The sequence below is a fragment of the Myxococcus sp. CA051A genome, from assembly GCF_013336705.1.
Taxonomy (GTDB): domain Bacteria; phylum Myxococcota; class Myxococcia; order Myxococcales; family Myxococcaceae; genus Myxococcus; species Myxococcus llanfairpwllgwyngyllgogerychwyrndrobwllllantysiliogogogochensis.
This window is the reverse complement of sequence record NZ_JABUMS010000011.1, coordinates 187744-203404: the sequence shown is the minus strand read 5'-3', so window position 1 is coordinate 203404 and position 15661 is coordinate 187744. Positions and strand designations below refer to the sequence as shown.

12 protein-coding genes are annotated in these 15661 nt (G+C 69.1%); 7 read left to right on the top strand and 5 right to left on the bottom strand.

Going from position 1 to position 15661, the window contains the following annotated elements; all coding sequences use genetic code 11:
- Positions 1-258: 258 nt before the first annotated feature.
- Complete coding sequence (locus HUA74_RS29605; protein WP_174457223.1) at positions 259-2292, top strand: protein kinase; 2034 nt, start codon at positions 259-261, stop codon at positions 2290-2292.
- 73 nt (positions 2293-2365) lie between these two features.
- Positions 2366-3181, top strand: coding sequence for a DUF2381 family protein (locus tag HUA74_RS29600; protein WP_174457222.1), 816 nt, complete (start codon positions 2366-2368; stop codon positions 3179-3181).
- A gap of 16 nt (positions 3182-3197) precedes the next feature.
- On the opposite strand, the gene HUA74_RS29595 is transcribed toward HUA74_RS29600, so the two are convergent.
- Together HUA74_RS29595 and HUA74_RS29590 are read right to left on the bottom strand one after the other, a co-directional pair.
- Positions 3198-4115, bottom strand: coding sequence for a type VI immunity family protein (locus HUA74_RS29595; RefSeq protein WP_174457221.1), 918 nt, complete (start codon positions 4113-4115; stop codon positions 3198-3200).
- Positions 4112-4909, bottom strand: a complete 798-nt coding sequence (locus tag HUA74_RS29590; protein ID WP_174457220.1) for a hypothetical protein — start codon at positions 4907-4909, stop codon at positions 4112-4114. Before HUA74_RS29590 ends, HUA74_RS29595 begins: the two co-directional genes overlap by 4 nt.
- 103 nt (positions 4910-5012) lie before the next feature.
- Here HUA74_RS29590 and HUA74_RS29585 point away from each other — a divergent pair, with 103 nt between their 5' ends.
- A complete protein-coding gene (locus tag HUA74_RS29585; protein WP_174457219.1) occupies positions 5013-5795 on the top strand; it encodes a DNA methyltransferase in 783 nt (260 codons plus the stop codon).
- On the opposite strand, the gene HUA74_RS29580 is transcribed toward HUA74_RS29585, so the two are convergent.
- Entirely contained in the window at positions 5774-6412 is a 639-nt protein-coding gene (locus HUA74_RS29580; protein WP_141647583.1) for a 2OG-Fe(II) oxygenase, read from the bottom strand. The two genes, HUA74_RS29585 and HUA74_RS29580, sit on opposite strands and share 22 nt — an antisense overlap.
- Before the next feature lie 107 nt (positions 6413-6519).
- Between HUA74_RS29580 and HUA74_RS29575 the strand changes: the two genes are divergently transcribed.
- From HUA74_RS29575 to HUA74_RS29565, 3 genes are all read left to right on the top strand, one after another.
- A complete protein-coding gene (locus tag HUA74_RS29575; protein ID WP_174457218.1) occupies positions 6520-7797 on the top strand; it encodes a dicarboxylate/amino acid:cation symporter in 1278 nt (425 codons plus the stop codon).
- A 72-nt stretch (positions 7798-7869) separates the two neighbouring features.
- Positions 7870-8376 (top strand): peptidylprolyl isomerase, encoded by a 507-nt coding sequence (locus HUA74_RS29570; RefSeq protein WP_141647585.1) that lies wholly within the window; start codon positions 7870-7872, stop codon positions 8374-8376.
- Between the two features lie 126 nt (positions 8377-8502).
- Positions 8503-10404, top strand: a complete 1902-nt coding sequence (locus HUA74_RS29565; protein WP_174457217.1) for an OPT family oligopeptide transporter — start codon at positions 8503-8505, stop codon at positions 10402-10404.
- Positions 10405-10468: 64 nt separating this feature from the next.
- Here the strand turns inward: HUA74_RS29565 and HUA74_RS29560 are convergent, their stop codons facing one another.
- Positions 10469-11374 carry a flagellar motor protein MotB gene (locus HUA74_RS29560; protein ID WP_174457216.1) on the bottom strand — a complete coding sequence of 302 codons (906 nt, stop codon included), beginning with the start codon at positions 11372-11374 and terminating at the stop codon, positions 10469-10471.
- 288 nt (positions 11375-11662) lie between these two features.
- Between HUA74_RS29560 and HUA74_RS29555 the strand changes: the two genes are divergently transcribed.
- A complete protein-coding gene (locus HUA74_RS29555; RefSeq protein WP_174457215.1) occupies positions 11663-14119 on the top strand; it encodes an ABC transporter permease in 2457 nt (818 codons plus the stop codon).
- 47 nt (positions 14120-14166) lie between these two features.
- Here HUA74_RS29555 and HUA74_RS29550 read toward each other — a convergent pair whose 3' ends face one another.
- Positions 14167-15558 (bottom strand): fibrinogen-like YCDxxxxGGGW domain-containing protein, encoded by a 1392-nt coding sequence (locus tag HUA74_RS29550; protein ID WP_174457214.1) that lies wholly within the window; start codon positions 15556-15558, stop codon positions 14167-14169.
- Positions 15559-15661 lie beyond the last annotated feature (103 nt).

Here is a 15661-nt window from a genome sequence, read left to right as displayed (position 1 = left end):
CGGAGCCAACGGGTGACGTTGGGTTCCCCGCGCCGGAGCCTACCCACCTGCCGGGTGGGAAAAATCGTGACAGTCCCTGAAGAAAGGCTAGGGTCAACCCTGGAGGTTACCCTTGCTCAACCCCGTTCCCTGGGTGGTCACCGAGCCCCTCGTTCCGCGGGGTGCCGCGCGCATTGAGGCGTGGGCGTCCGCGGGCTCTGGCGCGCATGGGCTGGGGAGTTTCGAGGAAGGCGGGTCTTCGCGGGAGGGGTCGTCGCCGTGAGGTCTCCGCCGTTCCATCCGGACCAGCTCTCGCCGGGCAGTGTGGTGGGGCCCTGGAATGTGGTGGCCTCGCTGGGTGCGGGAGGCTTCGGCCGTGTGTTCAAGGTCGAGCGGGGAGGGCGCTTCTACACGATGAAGATGGCGCTGCGTCCCGCCGGGCCCCAGGTGTCCGAGGAGGAGGACGTCAACGGTCGGCTGTCGCACGAGGTGGCCACGCTGCTGGCCTGCGCGCCCCATCCGAACCTGCCCCGCGTCCACGCGGTGGACCGCTGGCCGGAGCCGCCCGAGGGCTACCTGTTCTTCGTCACCGACTTCATCGACGGAGAGACCTTCCATGAGTGGCGCTGGCGGGTGAAGCCGTCGGCGGCGCACCTCTTGTCCGTGTTCACGGAGGTGGTGCGCGCGGTGTCGGACCTGCATCGGCGCGGGTTGCACCACCGCGACGTGAAGGGCGACAACCTGCTCATCCGCCGCGAGGACGAGCGCCCGTTCCTCATCGACCTGGGCACGGTGCGGATGCCGGGCGCGACGACGCTGACGGTGGGCGTGGCGCCGGCCTCGCCGCACCTCTTGCCGCCCGAGTGCGTGGCCTTCCTGCGTGAGGGCCAGTGGGAGCAGGGCGCGCGGTTCGACGCGGGAATCCCCGGCGACCTCTATGCGCTGGGCGCGCTCCTGTACGAGTCGCTGACGGATGGCTACGCGTTCGACCCGAGGCTCCCGTACGACCGGCTCTTGCCGGCCATCGAGACGGTGACGCCCCGGGCTCCGCATGTCGTCAATCCCAAGGTGCCTCCCGCGCTGGGAGACATCGCGCTGCGGTTGTTGGCCAAGCGCCCCGAGGAGCGCTACGCGGGCACGGAGGCGCTGTTGCAGGCGCTCTGGGAGGTCGCGAAGGAGAAGCGACAGCCGGCGTGGAAGGTGTCGCTGGACCGACCTCCGGACCCTGAGTCTCCTCGTGACGTGGAGGCCGACACGCCTCGGGTGCGCATGGTGCCCGAACTGGTGCGCTCGTCGGAGTCCCACCCGCACACGCCGGAGCCCGAGGAGTCGCGGCCACCTGACGAGTCCGTCGCCGAAGCGCTCCTGGTCGCGCCTCTCGTCGAGGACCCGGTTTCCGCGGGCTCGGAAGTTGTCGCCCCGGTGGAGTCACCGCGGGCCGAGCGGACTCCGGCGCGAAGGTCGCGCGGCTGGACGATAGGAGTCGGAGTCGTCGCGCTCCTCGTCATCTGCTTCGCGGCGGTGGGCCTCGCCCGCCGCGAGCCCTCCCCGAGTTCCATGCAGGCGGTCGTCCCCCCTCCACCCCCTGCTGAGAAAGGAAGTTCCGTCGTGACGAGTCGTCCCCCTCACACCCCTGTTACAGCCGCTTCTTCGTCGCCGCCTCGCGTTGTCGCGGTGACTCCCGAGGCTCCCTTGCAGGCGCCCGTCCTGAAGGTCGAGCGCGCCGTGGAGGCCACCCCTGAGGTGTCACCCTCCGCGAGGAAGCGCTCATCCGTGAGCAGCACCCTGGGAAAGACAGCGGCGGTCGCATGCCTCGCGGGAGCTTGTGCCGGGGGGGCGCCTCAGGTCCGGACGACGTCTCCGGAGCAGGAATGCTCGCAGTCGACCATCGAGGTCATGACGAAGATGGGCTGGAAGCTACCCAGCGTTGTGACCGACGGGAGACTCTGGCTCATCCCTCGCTTCGATGGGCGACGGCTGATACCGGTCCCGCCAGAAGGGCCCATCACCGCCTACGCCGCGGAGAAGCCCATCCTGGGCTATGGCGGCGTTGTCGACGATGCCGGAGATCCCATCGCCTTTCCCGTGGGCACCCGGTTCCAGGGCACTCTCTTCCATGGGAAGGAGCGCTACTTCGGTTGGTTCACGGAGGCCGAACTCCCCGATGGCAGGCGCGTCCCCTTGTGCCTCCAGCTCACCTGGCACGGCCGTAAGGAATTGGGCATCCCCTACGACCCGTCGAGTACCCCGGAGCTGAAGCTGACGGAGCCCCAGTTGACGGTCACCGCGACGAGATACCTGGGAAGGTTGTGATTTGCCTGCCGCGTCTTCAGTCCTCGTGGTCGCGTGGGGAATGATGGTCGCCCTGGGGGGGGAGTTGGCCCCCGTGCGTCGAATCGAAGTGGGAGCGGAGCCGCGTGTGCCTGCCCCCGAGATTCGCATCGCTCCGGGGCGCTCCACGACGTTCTTCTTCGACGCGCGCATCCTGCCGGACGAACTCTCCTTGGAGGGGCGTGAGCGCTTCCAGCGACTGGGAATCTCCGATGACCACCTCGCGCTCGTTCCATCGAGTGCGCTCCGGGAGGGTGAGCGGCTGCGCCTGGGGCTGCGTTTTCGGGACGGCGCGGCGCCGGAGCAGGTGACGTTCGTGCTGGTGGTGGATGCGGTGCTGGGTGAACCCCAGGTGGAGGTCTATCGCCGTGCTCGTTCGGTGGAGTCCTACCGGCAGGAGCTGGAGGAGCTGAAGGGTCGTCTGTCGCTGGCCCGGCTTGAGTTGGACAGGCTTCAGTTGGAGGGTCGGTCGTCGGGAGGGGTCGAGTCGCTCGTGGCGGCGCTGGAGAACCCCGAGGAGATCGCAGTCAGGCCTCTGACTCCCACGAAGGTGGTGGCCCATCCCGAGGTCAGTGTCTCGCAATCACGGTTCGTGACGCATCAGATGCGCTGGCGGGCGATTCGCGTGGATTTGCGAGCGCTGACAGGGGGCACGGGATGGGTGGCGACAGGGGCCTCGCTCACGGATGCGCGTGGGCGAAGCCACAAGGTCCTAGCCCACTGGCAGACGGCTCCCTTGCGTGAGGATGTGGCGCAGGCCTTGGTGGTCCGCGTGGACCACACCACCGACCTGGATCCGGGTCACTATGTGCTCAAGCTGTGGGACGCGAAGGGGCGCACGGTGACGCTGGAAGGGCTTTCGTTGAAGTGACTGCCCCGAGGCATTCTCAGTCGAGGAAGCGGCGCTCCCATCGAAGCTGCTCCTCGGGTGGGAAGTCTGGGTCGTAGAGCGTGTCCGAGTCGCGGTGGTAGAGCCACGGCTCCAGGATGCGGGCGAGTTCGCGATAGGCCGGTAGTGTCGCACCTCGTGTCGAGTCCCCCGCCTCGGGCCACGTTCCCAGGGAGACGACGGCACGCTCGCCATCCAACTCCAGTACCTGGGTTCCAGATGTCGAAAGTCGCGCGCGGAGTTTGCTTGCACCTCCGAGCGCGCTCAGCAGAGGTTGTCCCAAGAACGTCAGCCAGTGTGCCCCGCGTACCCGCGAGCCGATGTCCTGGCTGACGGAGTCGTCGATGATCTCCATACCGGGATAGCTGAAAGCCAGCTCACGCACGCGTTGGCGAACACCAATGAGGTCCATCAGGGCGTTGAAGCAGAGGCTCGCGTAGCCGGAGGTGAACGGGAGCGACGCGGCGATTTCCAACGCCAGCTCACGGACACTCTCGGGACCCTGCTGTTCGAGATACTCCGTTGGCAGGCTGAAGGTAGCGACGCAGGACCGACCGATGGAATCACCTCTCGTGGTGACGTCCATCGGGACTCCTGAGTAACTGAAGGAGAACTCGGGAACGCCCTTGGAATCACTGATGAGGGTGACCTGGGGCCATTCGTCCTGAAGAAGGCTGCGCTGGATGTGCTCCCAGTCCGAGGGCTTCAGGGTCCTCCAATATCCTTCCGAGTCGGGCTGGAGGGTCAGCGTCTGTGGGGGCAGTGCTCGTTGGAAGCGCTCCAGCGCTTGAAGGATGGCGGGCCCGAGCCCTTCATGAGCGCGGTGGAAATAGAAGCAGAAGGTGAGTCCGTCGCGGAGGACGAGGTAGCCCTGCTCGTCCGACTCAATGCGAAGGTGAGGGAAGTGCTCGCTCATGGGAACATGCCTCTGGGCGTCACCAGTACGGGAGTCGTACCAAACGTCATTCGGTACGCGTCGCCCTGGTGCCGGGCCCGGAGTGGATTGCCTGGCGGCGACTGTCTCCATGCGGGGGGATTGGTGTCGGGGCAGGGGAACTTGAAATCGTAGACCCGCTGGACCTGAACCGGGTTGCCTGTGTGGAGGATGAGGTCGGGCACCACCGTTCCTTCCAGGGCCTTGCTCGCACCCGCGCGCAGGAGGTCCAGTTCTTTTTGATGGGTGACCAGCTCCGGCTCTTGGGAACGAGTCCCTCTCCGGTAGCGCTGCTCACGCAGGAAGCGGGCGGGAAGGCTCTGTCCGAGAGCTGCTTCGGCACAGTCGAGCGCGAGTGCGTGCTTCTTGCGTCCCAGCATCATCGCGCCCGTGACGGGATTCTCCTTCGTCCCGCCCACGACCTTTTCACAGTCGGCACGGGTCGGGCTCCGCCCTCCAAACTCCTCGCGGTTCACCTCGGCGTCAGCCCTCCTCGCGCAGTCGATGAGGCGTTCGCGGATCCCTGTCTCGACGAGAGTCTCGATTTCCATCCACGATTTACCCGCCGCGGATACCTGCGCGGCCCGTACGGCGAGCGGAACGATGCGCTCCTGCCCCGCCGTCGCGGCGCAGTAGGCGGGGTTCTGCTCGCAGGCGGACGTCGCCGAGTCGAGGGCCTGGGCATAGGTGCCGGACCGTCCCTGCCTGGCTGGCCCGGAGGCTCCGCATCCCAGCATGAGGAGCAGCCATGGGACCGTCGTACCCGGACGCAGCATTCGGAGACCCCTCCCGTACCGGCTTCGCATGCTACCTGGAGGCGGGGCCCCCACGTCGGGCCTTGAGCCTCGCTGCCCTCCGTGTAGGGTGCCGTCCCGGACGATGACTTCCCCGCTCCCTTCCGACGCCCTCCGCTGCATCCGCGCCGACTCTCGCGAGCCCGAGGGCTACCGCGCCGCCCTGGGCGACCGCCGCGCCTCGCTCCTGCTCACCGACCCGCCCTATTGCCTGCTCACCCGGCGTCGCAAGGGCGGCGACCTGAGAGACCCACGCGCCCACAAGAAGATCGACCAGAACCCCATCGTCCGCTTCGAGACCGTGCGCGACTACCGCGCCTTCTCCGAGGCCTGGCTCTCCCGCGCCCTGGCCCACCTCACCCCGGACGCCCCCCTCGTCATCTGGACCAACCTGCTCGGCAAGGAGCCCATCGTCACCGCCGCCAGGGCCCTGGGCTATCCCCACCTGCGCGGCGAATTCACCTGGGGCAAGCGCACCACCGACAAGAACGCCAACGAGCAGACCCTGCGCGTCTACGAGGTGGCCCTCGTCATCGCCCGCACCCCCGAGCCCGTGCTCGCCCCCGGTGACATGCCCACCGTCTGGGCCGTCGTCGGCGGCTATGACGATGACGGCGACGCCGCGCGCTGGGGCAGCCACCCCCACCACAAGCCCTTCTCCGTCGTCGAGCCGCTCGTGCGCACGTACAGCCGCCCCGGCGACACCGTGCTGGACCCCTTCGCCGGAAGTGGCTCGATGCCCGCCGCCGCCCTGCGTCTGGGCCGCCAGCCCGCGTGCCTGGAAATCGAGCCCGAGTGGGTCGAACGAGTCACCCACCGTCTGCGCGAGACGGCCGCCGCCTTCCCTCAGCCTCCCAGCGCCCGGTAGAGCCGCGTCTCCGACCAGCGCGGCACGTCCGTGGGCCGGTGTCCCCACCAGTTCATCACCAGCGTGCGCCTCAGCCGCGAGCGCCCCGGCAGCTTCCCCTCCGGAATCTGGTTCTCCGCGTCCAGCACCCCGTGCGTCAGCGTGCCGTCGAACAGCACCAGCCGGTTGGGGCGCGGCGTCACCAGGTCCGCGGTGTCCATGCGCGAGGGCGCGAGCGACGGATTCGCCTCGTCCGGCTTCTCTCGCGTCACCACCAGCGCCCCGCCGCGCACCCGGTTGAGGAACAACACGCTGCTGATGCGCGGATGCACCAGCTTCCCCGTGCGCAGCGCGAGCTTCTCGTCCCGGTCCTGGTGGAAGTCCACGCGCACGTCCGTCGGGTACATCCTCGACAGCCACCACTCCACCCCGGCGATGCGCCGCTTCCCGGCGACCTGGGGCCGCAAGCTGGAGATGACGTCCTCCACCACGTTGGTCGGCGGCCCGAAGTCGTACCAGAACGTCGTCTGGTAGGTGTCCTTCAGTCGCTCGCGGCCGAGCACGCCCAGCCGCCGCAACAGGCGCCGGAAGAGGGGAGGGGACACGGCGCCTTCAGTGAGCTGGACGAGGGTTTCCACGAGAGACCGCAGCTTTGTCCCATGCGAAGGGTGGGCGCCACCTTCCTTTGCCGGTAGGCTGCGCGCCCCATTGCCCTCCTGCCGGAGGCACGCGGAGAGACTGCTCGATGAAGGCTCACCACAAGATGCTCATCGGCATCGTCACCGGCACGGTGGCGGGACTCGCCGCCAACGCGCTCGCCGGCGGTGCCCCCTGGCTGGACTGGACCGTCACCAATGTGGCGTCCCCCGTGGGGCAGATCTTCATCCGCCTGCTGCTCATGCTCGTGGTGCCGCTGCTCTTCGCCGCGCTCGTCATGGGCGTCGCGGAGCTCGACCTGAAGCAGGTGGGCCGCCTGGGCGTCCGCACGCTGGGCTACACCGTCGTTCTGTCCACCATCTCCGTCCTCATCGGCCTGGTGCTCGTCAACCTCATCAAGCCCGGCGTGGGCCTCAGCGAAGAGGCCCTCGCGCTCGCTCGGAGCGGCACGCAGATCAAGGCGGCGCCGCCCCCGTCCGACACGTCCTTCGGCGCGGTGCTGATGTCCATGGTGCCCACCAACCCCCTGAAGGCCGCGGCCGACGGAGACATGATTGGCCTCATCGTCTTCTCGCTCATCTTCGGACTGGGCGTGGCCCTCACCCCCGGCGAGCCCGTGCGGCACCTGCGCGACACCATCCAAGGCCTCTACGACGTGATGATGAAGCTCATCGACGGGGTGTTGAAGCTGGCGCCCTTCGGCGTGGCCGCGCTGCTGTTCGCCATGACGGCGAAGCTGGGCCTGGGCATCCTCGGGCAGCTCGCCGCGTACGTGGGCACGGTGCTGCTCGCGCTCGCCATCCACATGTTCATCGTCTACTCGCTGTCGGTGCGCTTCCTCGGCGGGCGCAACCCCATCGAGTTCTTCCGCGACAGCCGCCTGGCCATCGTCACCGCCTTCTCCACGTCCTCCTCCAGCGCCACGCTGCCCACCGCGCTCAAGGTCGCCGAGGAGAACCTCAAGCTTCCGCCCAACGTGTCGCGCTTCGTGCTGACCGCCGGCTCGGCGATGAACCAGAACGGCACCGCGCTCTTCGAGGGCGTCACCGTGCTCTTCCTCGCGCAGGTGTACGGCGTGCCCCTGGACCTACAACAGCAGGCGCTCATCATGTTCATCTGCATCCTGGCCGGCATCGGCACCGCCGGCGTGCCCGCGGGCTCCATCCCGGTCATCGCGATGATTCTGGGCATGTTCAAGATTCCGGTGGAGGGCCTGGGGCTCGTCCTCGGCGTGGACCGCTTCCTGGACATGTGCCGCACCACGCTCAACGTCACCGGGGACCTGGCCGCCGCCGTGTACGTGGCGCGCGGGGAACCGCCTGCCCGCACGGACGTCGAGCGAGCGACAGGCCCCACTGCCTCCTGACGCCGGGCATAAACCGTCCCCATCCTTCCCACCGATAACCGTCTCACCGCCTCACCCGACATAGGAGCCCGCATGAGGGTCACCAAGGATTCGATTGTCTCGCTGGAGTACCGGCTGCACCTCGGTGACGGACAGGTCATCGACCAGAGCGCGCCGGATCAGCCGCTCGCCTACCTGCACGGGCATCGCCAAATCGTCCCGGGCCTGGAGGGCGCCCTGGAGGGCCTGGGGCAGGGCGACAGCAAGCAGGTGGTGGTGCAGCCCGCCCAGGGGTACGGCGAGCATGACCCCGAGGGCGTGCGCGTCGTCCCGCGCTCCATGTTGCCCCCGGGCTTCAACCCGCAGCCCGGCCAGACGCTGATGGCCCAGACGGAGCAGGGCGACATCCCGCTGCGCATCCAGGAAGTGCGGGGCGACGACATCGTCATCGACCTGAACCACCCGCTCGCCGGCAAGACGCTCCACTTCGACGTCACGGTGAAGGACATCCGCCAGGCGTCCTCGGAAGAGCTCTCCCATGGCCACGTCCACGGGGCCGGTGGGCACGACCACGGGGCCGGTGGGCACGACCACGCCTGACCTCGGGGGGGCGTGACGCCGTGCGGCGACACGGAGGGGCGGGGCAGGAATGCCTCGCCCCTTTCGCTTGCCTGCCGGAGTGAATGCTTCGTCGGGGAAGGGGCGTGCACTATCTTTGCCGCCCCAATGAGCCAGTCCCCCCCTCAACAGACTCCGAGCCCCAGTGGGCTTCGCCTCCAGCCCACCGACCCGCACGCAGGCGAGCCGGGTGCTTCCGCGACGCAGGACCCGGAGCTGTACTGGCTGAAGAATGTCTACCAGGGGGGCTCGCGCCAGCTCACCGTGCGCGCCGTCATCGCGGGCATGTTGATTGGCGCGGTGATGTGCCTGTCCAACCTGTACGTCATCCTCAAGACGGGCTGGAGCCTGGGCGTCACGATTACGGCGTGCATCCTGGCCTTCGCGGTGTTCGGCACGCTGCGCTCGCTCAGGCTGTTGAAGAACGACTTCACGGCGCTGGAGAACAACGCCATGGGCTCGGTGGCGTCGGCCGCTGGCTACATGACGGGCGGTGGCAACATGGCCGCCGTCCCCGCGCTGCTGATGCTCACCGGAGCGCTGCCTCCGTCGGGCTGGCTGGTGGTGTGGTTCGCCGTCATCTCCGCGCTGGGCGTCTTCGCGGCCATCCCCATCAAGCGCCAGCTCATCAACATCGAGGCGCTGCCGTTCCCCACCGGCACGGCCACCGCGGAGACCATCCGCGCCCTGCACGGCCATGGCGAGGTGGCCCGCCGCAAGTCCAAGCTCCTGGCGGGCGCGGGCTTCATCGGCGCCCTGCTGGTGCTGCTCCGTGACGCGCGCTTCACGTGGCTCACCAACATCCCGGACAAGGTGAGCATGCCGTTCACCATCCTGGGCAAGAAGGCCTCCGCGTGGACGCTGTCGTTCGACTTCAGCCTGCTGCTGGTGGGCGCCGGCGCGCTGGTGAGCTTCCGCACGGGCTGGTCCATGCTGCTGGGCGCGGTGCTGACGTACGGCTTCCTCGCGCCCGCCATGGTCACCCAGGGTGCCATTCCAGAAGTGACGTACCGGGCCATCAACACGTGGATGGTGTGGACGGGCTCGGCGGTGCTGGTGTCCTCGGGCCTGTTGGCCTTCGCCTTCCAGTGGCGCAGCGTGGCGCGCTCCTTCAAGGCGCTGTCGGGCCTGTTCGGTCGCAAGAGCTCCAAGGAGGAGGAAGCGGACCCGCTGGCGGGCATCGAGTGTCCTCCGTCCTGGTTCCCCCTGGGCTTCGCGGTGCTGGGCCCCATCGCCATCTTCCTGATGGCCTACCTCTTCCAGATTCCGTGGTGGGCGGGCGTGCTGGCCATGCCGTTGGCCGTCGTCATGGGCGTCATCGCCAGCCGCGTCACGGGTGAGACGGACACCACGCCGACGAAGGCGCTGGGGCCCGTCACGCAGCTCATCTTCGGAGGCCTGGCGCCGGGCAACATCCCCGCCAACGTGATGAGCGCCAACGCCACCGGTGGCGTGGGGCTCCACGCGGCGGACCTGCTGACGGACCTCAAGTCCGGGTGGCTTCTGGGCGCCAACCCTCGCCAGCAGTTCGTCGCGCAGTTGTTCGGCGTGGTGGCTGGCGCGGCGGTGGTGGTGCCGGTGTTCAACATCCTCATCCCCAGCCCGGACGTGCTTGGTTCGGCCGAGTTCCCCGCGCCCGCCACCATGGTGTGGGCCGGCGTGTCGAAGCTGCTCGCCACGGGCGTGTCGGCGATGCCCGTCACCGCGCGCTGGGGCGCCCTGTGTGGCGGAACGCTCGGCATCGTCCTCGTCCTGCTGGAGCGGTGGGCGCCGGCGAAGCTGAAGGGCTACGTGCCGTCACCCGCGGGCTTCGGGCTGGCCATCGTCATCCCCGGCTCCAGCTCCATCGCCTTCTTCCTGGGCTCCGCCATCGCCGAGGTGATGCGTCGCAAGGCGCCGAAGCTCGCGGAGGAGACCGTGCTGCCCGTGTCCTCGGGCTTCATCGCGGGAGAGAGCCTGTTGGGCATCGGCATCGCGATGGCGAAGGCCTTCGGAGTGATGCCCAAGTAGGCAGCAGCGGCGCCTCGCATCGAATCCCCAACAGGGGAGAGCGAGGCGCCCTCACGACTCGCCGTCAGTCCACCCGGCCGGTGGAGAACGAAGCCCCGGCGAGGAAGCGGAACGTGGGCGTGTCCAGGCCCGCGCCGACACCCGGGCCGCCCATGACGTAGAGGTCCATCCAGGACGTGGTGTGGCGGCGGATGGCCACCATCAGCTCCGCGCCCGTGCGGCCTCCCTGGAGCGGCACGCCGAGCAGCAGGCTCACCTCTCCGCGCGTCAGCTCTCCGGCGCGCGACGTCACCGTGCCGGCCAGCCGCAGCTCGTTGCCGATGACGTCCGCGGACTCGGCGGACAGCGCCACCAGGTTCTTCTTCTCGCGCAGGAAGACGCCCACCTCGGCGCCCACCTGCCACGTCTCCGCGAGGAAGCCGAGCTGGAGGCTGGGGTGCACCGCGTAGGTGTCGCGCGCCAGCAGCTCCTTGCTTCCCACCGGCAGGGCGGCGGAGACGTCCACGGCGAGCTGGAAGCCGAAGTCCGGACGCACCAGCGCGGCGCGAGCGCCCAGCCACGGCGAGCCCAGTCCCTGACCCTCCGGCGGGTTCACGTTCATGAAGGTGGTGCCGCCCTGGGTGACGATGAAGGGCACCTCCGCGTCCACCTGGAGCCAGTCCAGCACGCCGATGGCGGCCGTCACGTCCATGGTGAACTTGTTCTCCACCAGGCCCATGCCGCCGCCCGGCTCCCAGCGCGTCTGGAAGTGGAAGGGGAGCTGCTCGTAGTGCCCTTGTACGGCCACTCGCACCATGCCCGCGGGCAGCGTGCGGCCAGTGCTGACAACGAGCGAGCCGAGGCCTGCCGGGTCCAGCTCCAACCGTTGCAGGTTGAAGGTGGGCAGAGCGGCCGACTGCGCGGAGGCGGGCAGGGCCAGGACGACAGAGAACAGCGCCGACAGCAACGCAACCGCGGGCCGGAACGACACGACGACTCCTTCAGCAGTCATTGAAATGGCAGCTCACTCGAACAGAGGACCCCAAACGCGAAGCACTCGCATGGCGGAGGGGGGCGCGCAAGTGGACCTCCAAGTCACCCCTCTCCGGAAAGTATCGAGGCGTCGCCCCATGGAACGGCTTGACGGAAGTCTCATCCGGATTCTCCCTGGCTTGCCGTGAAGTCATTGCCTTGTCCCACGCGTGGGAAAACAGACACCCGGTGCAATGGCTGACGGGGGCGCCGCGTAGGGTCCATGTCCCCCACCAGGAGCCTTTTCGTGGCCATCCTCCTCGAGGATCTCCGCTACGCCGTCCGGCTGTTGCTCAAGAGCCGGGGCTTCACCGTTGTCTCCGTTCTCACGCTCGCCCTGGCCATCGGGGCGAACACGGCCATCTTCAGCGTGGTTCACGGAGTGTTGCTGCGGCCGCTGCCGTACCCGGAGCCCGAGCAGCTGGTGCAGGTGTTTCGCCAGGATGAGGACGGGCGGGCGACCTCGCAGGCCATCGCGCAATACGTCTGGCTGTCGACGGAGGGCTCGCCCTTCTCCCAGGTCGCCGCGTCGGAGCTGCTGCCCACGGGCTTCAACGTCATGGGGGATGGGCTCCCGGAGCGTCTGTCCGGCATGCGGGTGACGGGGAACTTCTTCGAGACGTTTGGCGTGCGGCCCGCGCTGGGGCGCGGCTTCCTGCCGGAAGAGGACGTGGTGGGCGGGCCTCGGGTGGTGGTGCTCAGCCATGGGTTGTGGCAGCGGCGCTTCGGAGGTGCTCCCGACATCATCGGCCGCTCGTTCACGCTCAACGACCAGCCCTACACGGTGGTGGGCGTGGCGGCGGAGTCCTTCCAGCATCCTCGGCAGGCGCAGCTGTGGACACCGCTCCAACTGGACCTGACGAACACCGATGACTCCAACTTCCTCTACGTCGTTGGCAGGGTGCGCGCGGGGCTGTCGCCGGAGGGCGTCAGCGCGGCCCTGAAGACGCTGTCCGAGCGGCTGCGCGCGGACACGCCGCACCTGCTGCGTGGGCGGGAGATGTTCGTCGCAGAGGACCTGCGGACGTTCCTGGCGGGAGACCTGCGGCTGGCGCTCTGGGTGCTGCTGGGAGCGGTGGGACTGGTGTTGCTCATCGCGTGTGTGAACCTGGCCAACCTCCAACTGGCGAGGGCGGCGGCGCGACAGCGGGAGCTGGTGGTGCGCGCGGCGCTGGGGGCTCCGGCCCGGCGGCTGGTGGGGCAGCTCATGACGGAGAGCCTGTTGTTGTCCGTGGTCGGCGGTGGACTGGGCGTGCTGCTGGCCTCGGCGGTGCTGCCCGCGCTCCTGGCCCTGGCGCCCCCGGAGCTGTCCGTGCCGGGCGCGGCGGTGGGCTTGAATGGCGTGGTGCTGGTGTTCTCCGTGGGCGTGTCGCTGCTGACGGGAGTGCTCTTCGGGCTGTTGCCCGCGTGGCAGGCGTCGCGGCCGGACCTCCAGGATGCGCTGAGGCAAGGGGCGCAGCGGGCGACGTCGGGGCCTGGGGGCGGCAGGACGCGCAAGCTGCTGGTGGTGGGGCAGGTGGCGCTCGCGGTGGTGTTGCTCACGGGGGCCGCGCTGCTCATCCGGGGCTTTGGCGCGCTCCAGGTCGTCCGCCCCGGCTTCGATGCGAGCGACGTGCACGTGCTTCGCCTGTCGCTTCCGGAGGGGCGCTATGGCGAGCGGGAAGCCCTGGAGCGCTTCCACCGTCAGGTGGAGGAGCGGGTGCGGGCGCTGCCGGGCGTGACGGCGGTTGGCTTCACGCCCGCCCTGCCGATGGAGCTGGGGCCCAGCATGGGCTTCGCCATCGACGGCAAGTTCGAGGGCCGCCTGGACGGCCCTGGCGTGGGGTTTGGCCAGTATCGGCCCGTGTCGCCGGGGTACTTCGGTGCCCTGGGGCTGGAGCTGGTGCGAGGCCGGTTGCTTGCGGACACGGACGTGGCGGGGGCTCCCCACGTCGTGGTCATCAACGAGACGGCCGCGCGCAAGTACTGGCCGGGCGAGGACGTCATCGGCAAGAGCTTGCGTGTGGCCTACACGGTGCCGTCGCTGCAGGACACCGTGCCGCGCGTCATCGTGGGCGTGGTTCGAGACGTGCGCGAGAACGGGTTGGACCGGGAATCGCCCGCGGTGTTGTACGTGGCCTCGGGGCAGGTGGCCCCGACGCTCAACGGGATGCTGGTGCGCATGCTGCCGCAGAACCTCCTGGTGCGAGCCTCCGGAGGGCACGCGGCGCTGGTGGCGTCCGTGCAACGCGAGCTGTGGGCGGTGGACGCGCGGCAGCCGGTGACGGAGTCACTGAAGCTGGGAGACCACGTGACGCGCACGCTGGGCTCCGAGCGCTTCAACATGGTGCTGCTGGGATTGATGGCGGCGCTGGCGCTCGGGCTGGCCGCGGTGGGCATCTACGGGGTGCTGTCCTATCTGGTGAGTCAGCGCACGCGGGAGATGGGCGTGAGGCTGGCGCTGGGGGCCACGCGCGGCGAGGTGGTGCGACTGGTGTTCCTCCAGGGCCTGGGCTCGGTGGGCGCCGGCGTGGCGCTGGGCTTCGTGGGCGCGCTGGGCCTGACGCGGGTGGTCTCGGGGATGGTGCACGGTGTCAGCGCGCTGGACCCGTGGGCCTTCGTCACCGCGCCGCTGGTGCTGCTCGCCGTGGGACTCGTCGCCACGGGGCTGCCGGCCCTGAGGGCCTCGCGCGTGGACCCCATCATCGCGCTCAAGTACGACTGAGTGGAGGGACGGGCCCACGCGCGAGGTCTGCGTGGGCCCCCCGCCTGTCAGCGGATGGCGAAGCCCCAGGTGTAGGGCGTGCTCCGGTAGCGGCAGGTGGTGCCGTCGCTCCAGGCCCAGGTGGAGTCGAGCCGCCCTCCCGCGCAGTACTCGCCCGCGTAGTCCGCCAGGTGCCCTCTTGCCCGGCCCTCGTGGTCATTGTCGCAGGCAATCTCGAGGTAGACGCCGCCTCGCCAGCTGAAGCCCACGCAGCCCATCATGATTTCCGAGCTGGCCGGGCCGTAGGTGCCCTGCTTGAAGGCGATGCCCGGTGTGCCGATGGCCATGTTGACCGCGGTGTGGTTCCACGTCTGGGCCGGGTAGGCCTGGACGAAGCCCTCGCCAAAGGTGCGGTTGAAGACGCGAATCTCGGTGAAGGGAACGCACGCGAGTCCGCGAGACCAGTCCTCGCTTCCCACCGTGCCGCGCGAGGTGAGCCCCAGGCTCGTCCTGGCCGAGGCCGCCTGCCAGCCGGCGACGGTCCACCCGCCTCCCTCCGAACTCATGTCGCAGTAGTGCTGCGTGGCGCCGGTGTCACAGGGGTTCAGCGCGTACACGCCGCTGGGCAGGGCGGGGCAGTACTGGTGCAGCAGTCGGCACGAGGCGGGCGCGGCGGTGGGGGACTCGGGGCAGGGCTTGTCGGGGATGCTCGGGCCCGAAGGGTCCGTGCCCGTCGCGGGGTTGCTGGTGACGGAGACGATGAGGTCGGAGAAGTTGTTGTTGGCCTGCTCGTGGGCGCGGTCGAAGTCCTCGAAGGCCAGCACGCGCCGCTGCGCGCCCGGGTGGTAGAGCGAGACGAGGTGCCGGCGCTGCGACGCGAGGGGCTCCGGATTCAGCGCATCCACCGAGTAGTAGGTCGTCCGGCCGTAGTCGACCTGGCCCCAATCCCAGCCGTTGGAGACGAGGAAGAAGCCAATCCGGGTGCCCGCGGGAAAGCGTCCCAGGCGCATGCGGTCACCCGGTGACAGCGTGCCCCCGGAGCCCCAGGCGGAGGCGTTGCCGAAGACGAGGTGCTTCTGCAGGCCCACCGTCGTGGTGGGCGGGCTGCTCTCCGGATAGGTGAAGTAGCCGAAGGCGTTCAGGAACGTCGCGGCCTCCGACACGAAGGTCACCCAGACATCCGACTCCGCGACGACGCGCACGTTGGGGTCGAAGCTCGACGACAGGTACTCCGGATGGTGCACCAGGACGGACTGTCCTTCGGGCAGCGCCAGCTGGATGTCCTGGAGGAAGTCCGAGGGAAGGCTCTCCGGCGGTGCCTCCTCCACGGCGGCGCGGGATGTGGCCAGGGCGGGCGGCGCGGATTCCAGGCTCGCCTCCTCCGAATGACAGCCCCACGCCAGCAACAGACACAGCGGTGACAGCACCCGGCGCACCGGGCGGGACGAAATGAAAGACATGTCAGGGGACTCCCTGGAGGGAAGGGATGGCTCCGCGAGAGCCCCTGGATTGAATGGCAAACTTCGCGTGCCGGCAATTCCGGCCGCGCATGGAATGGAGCGG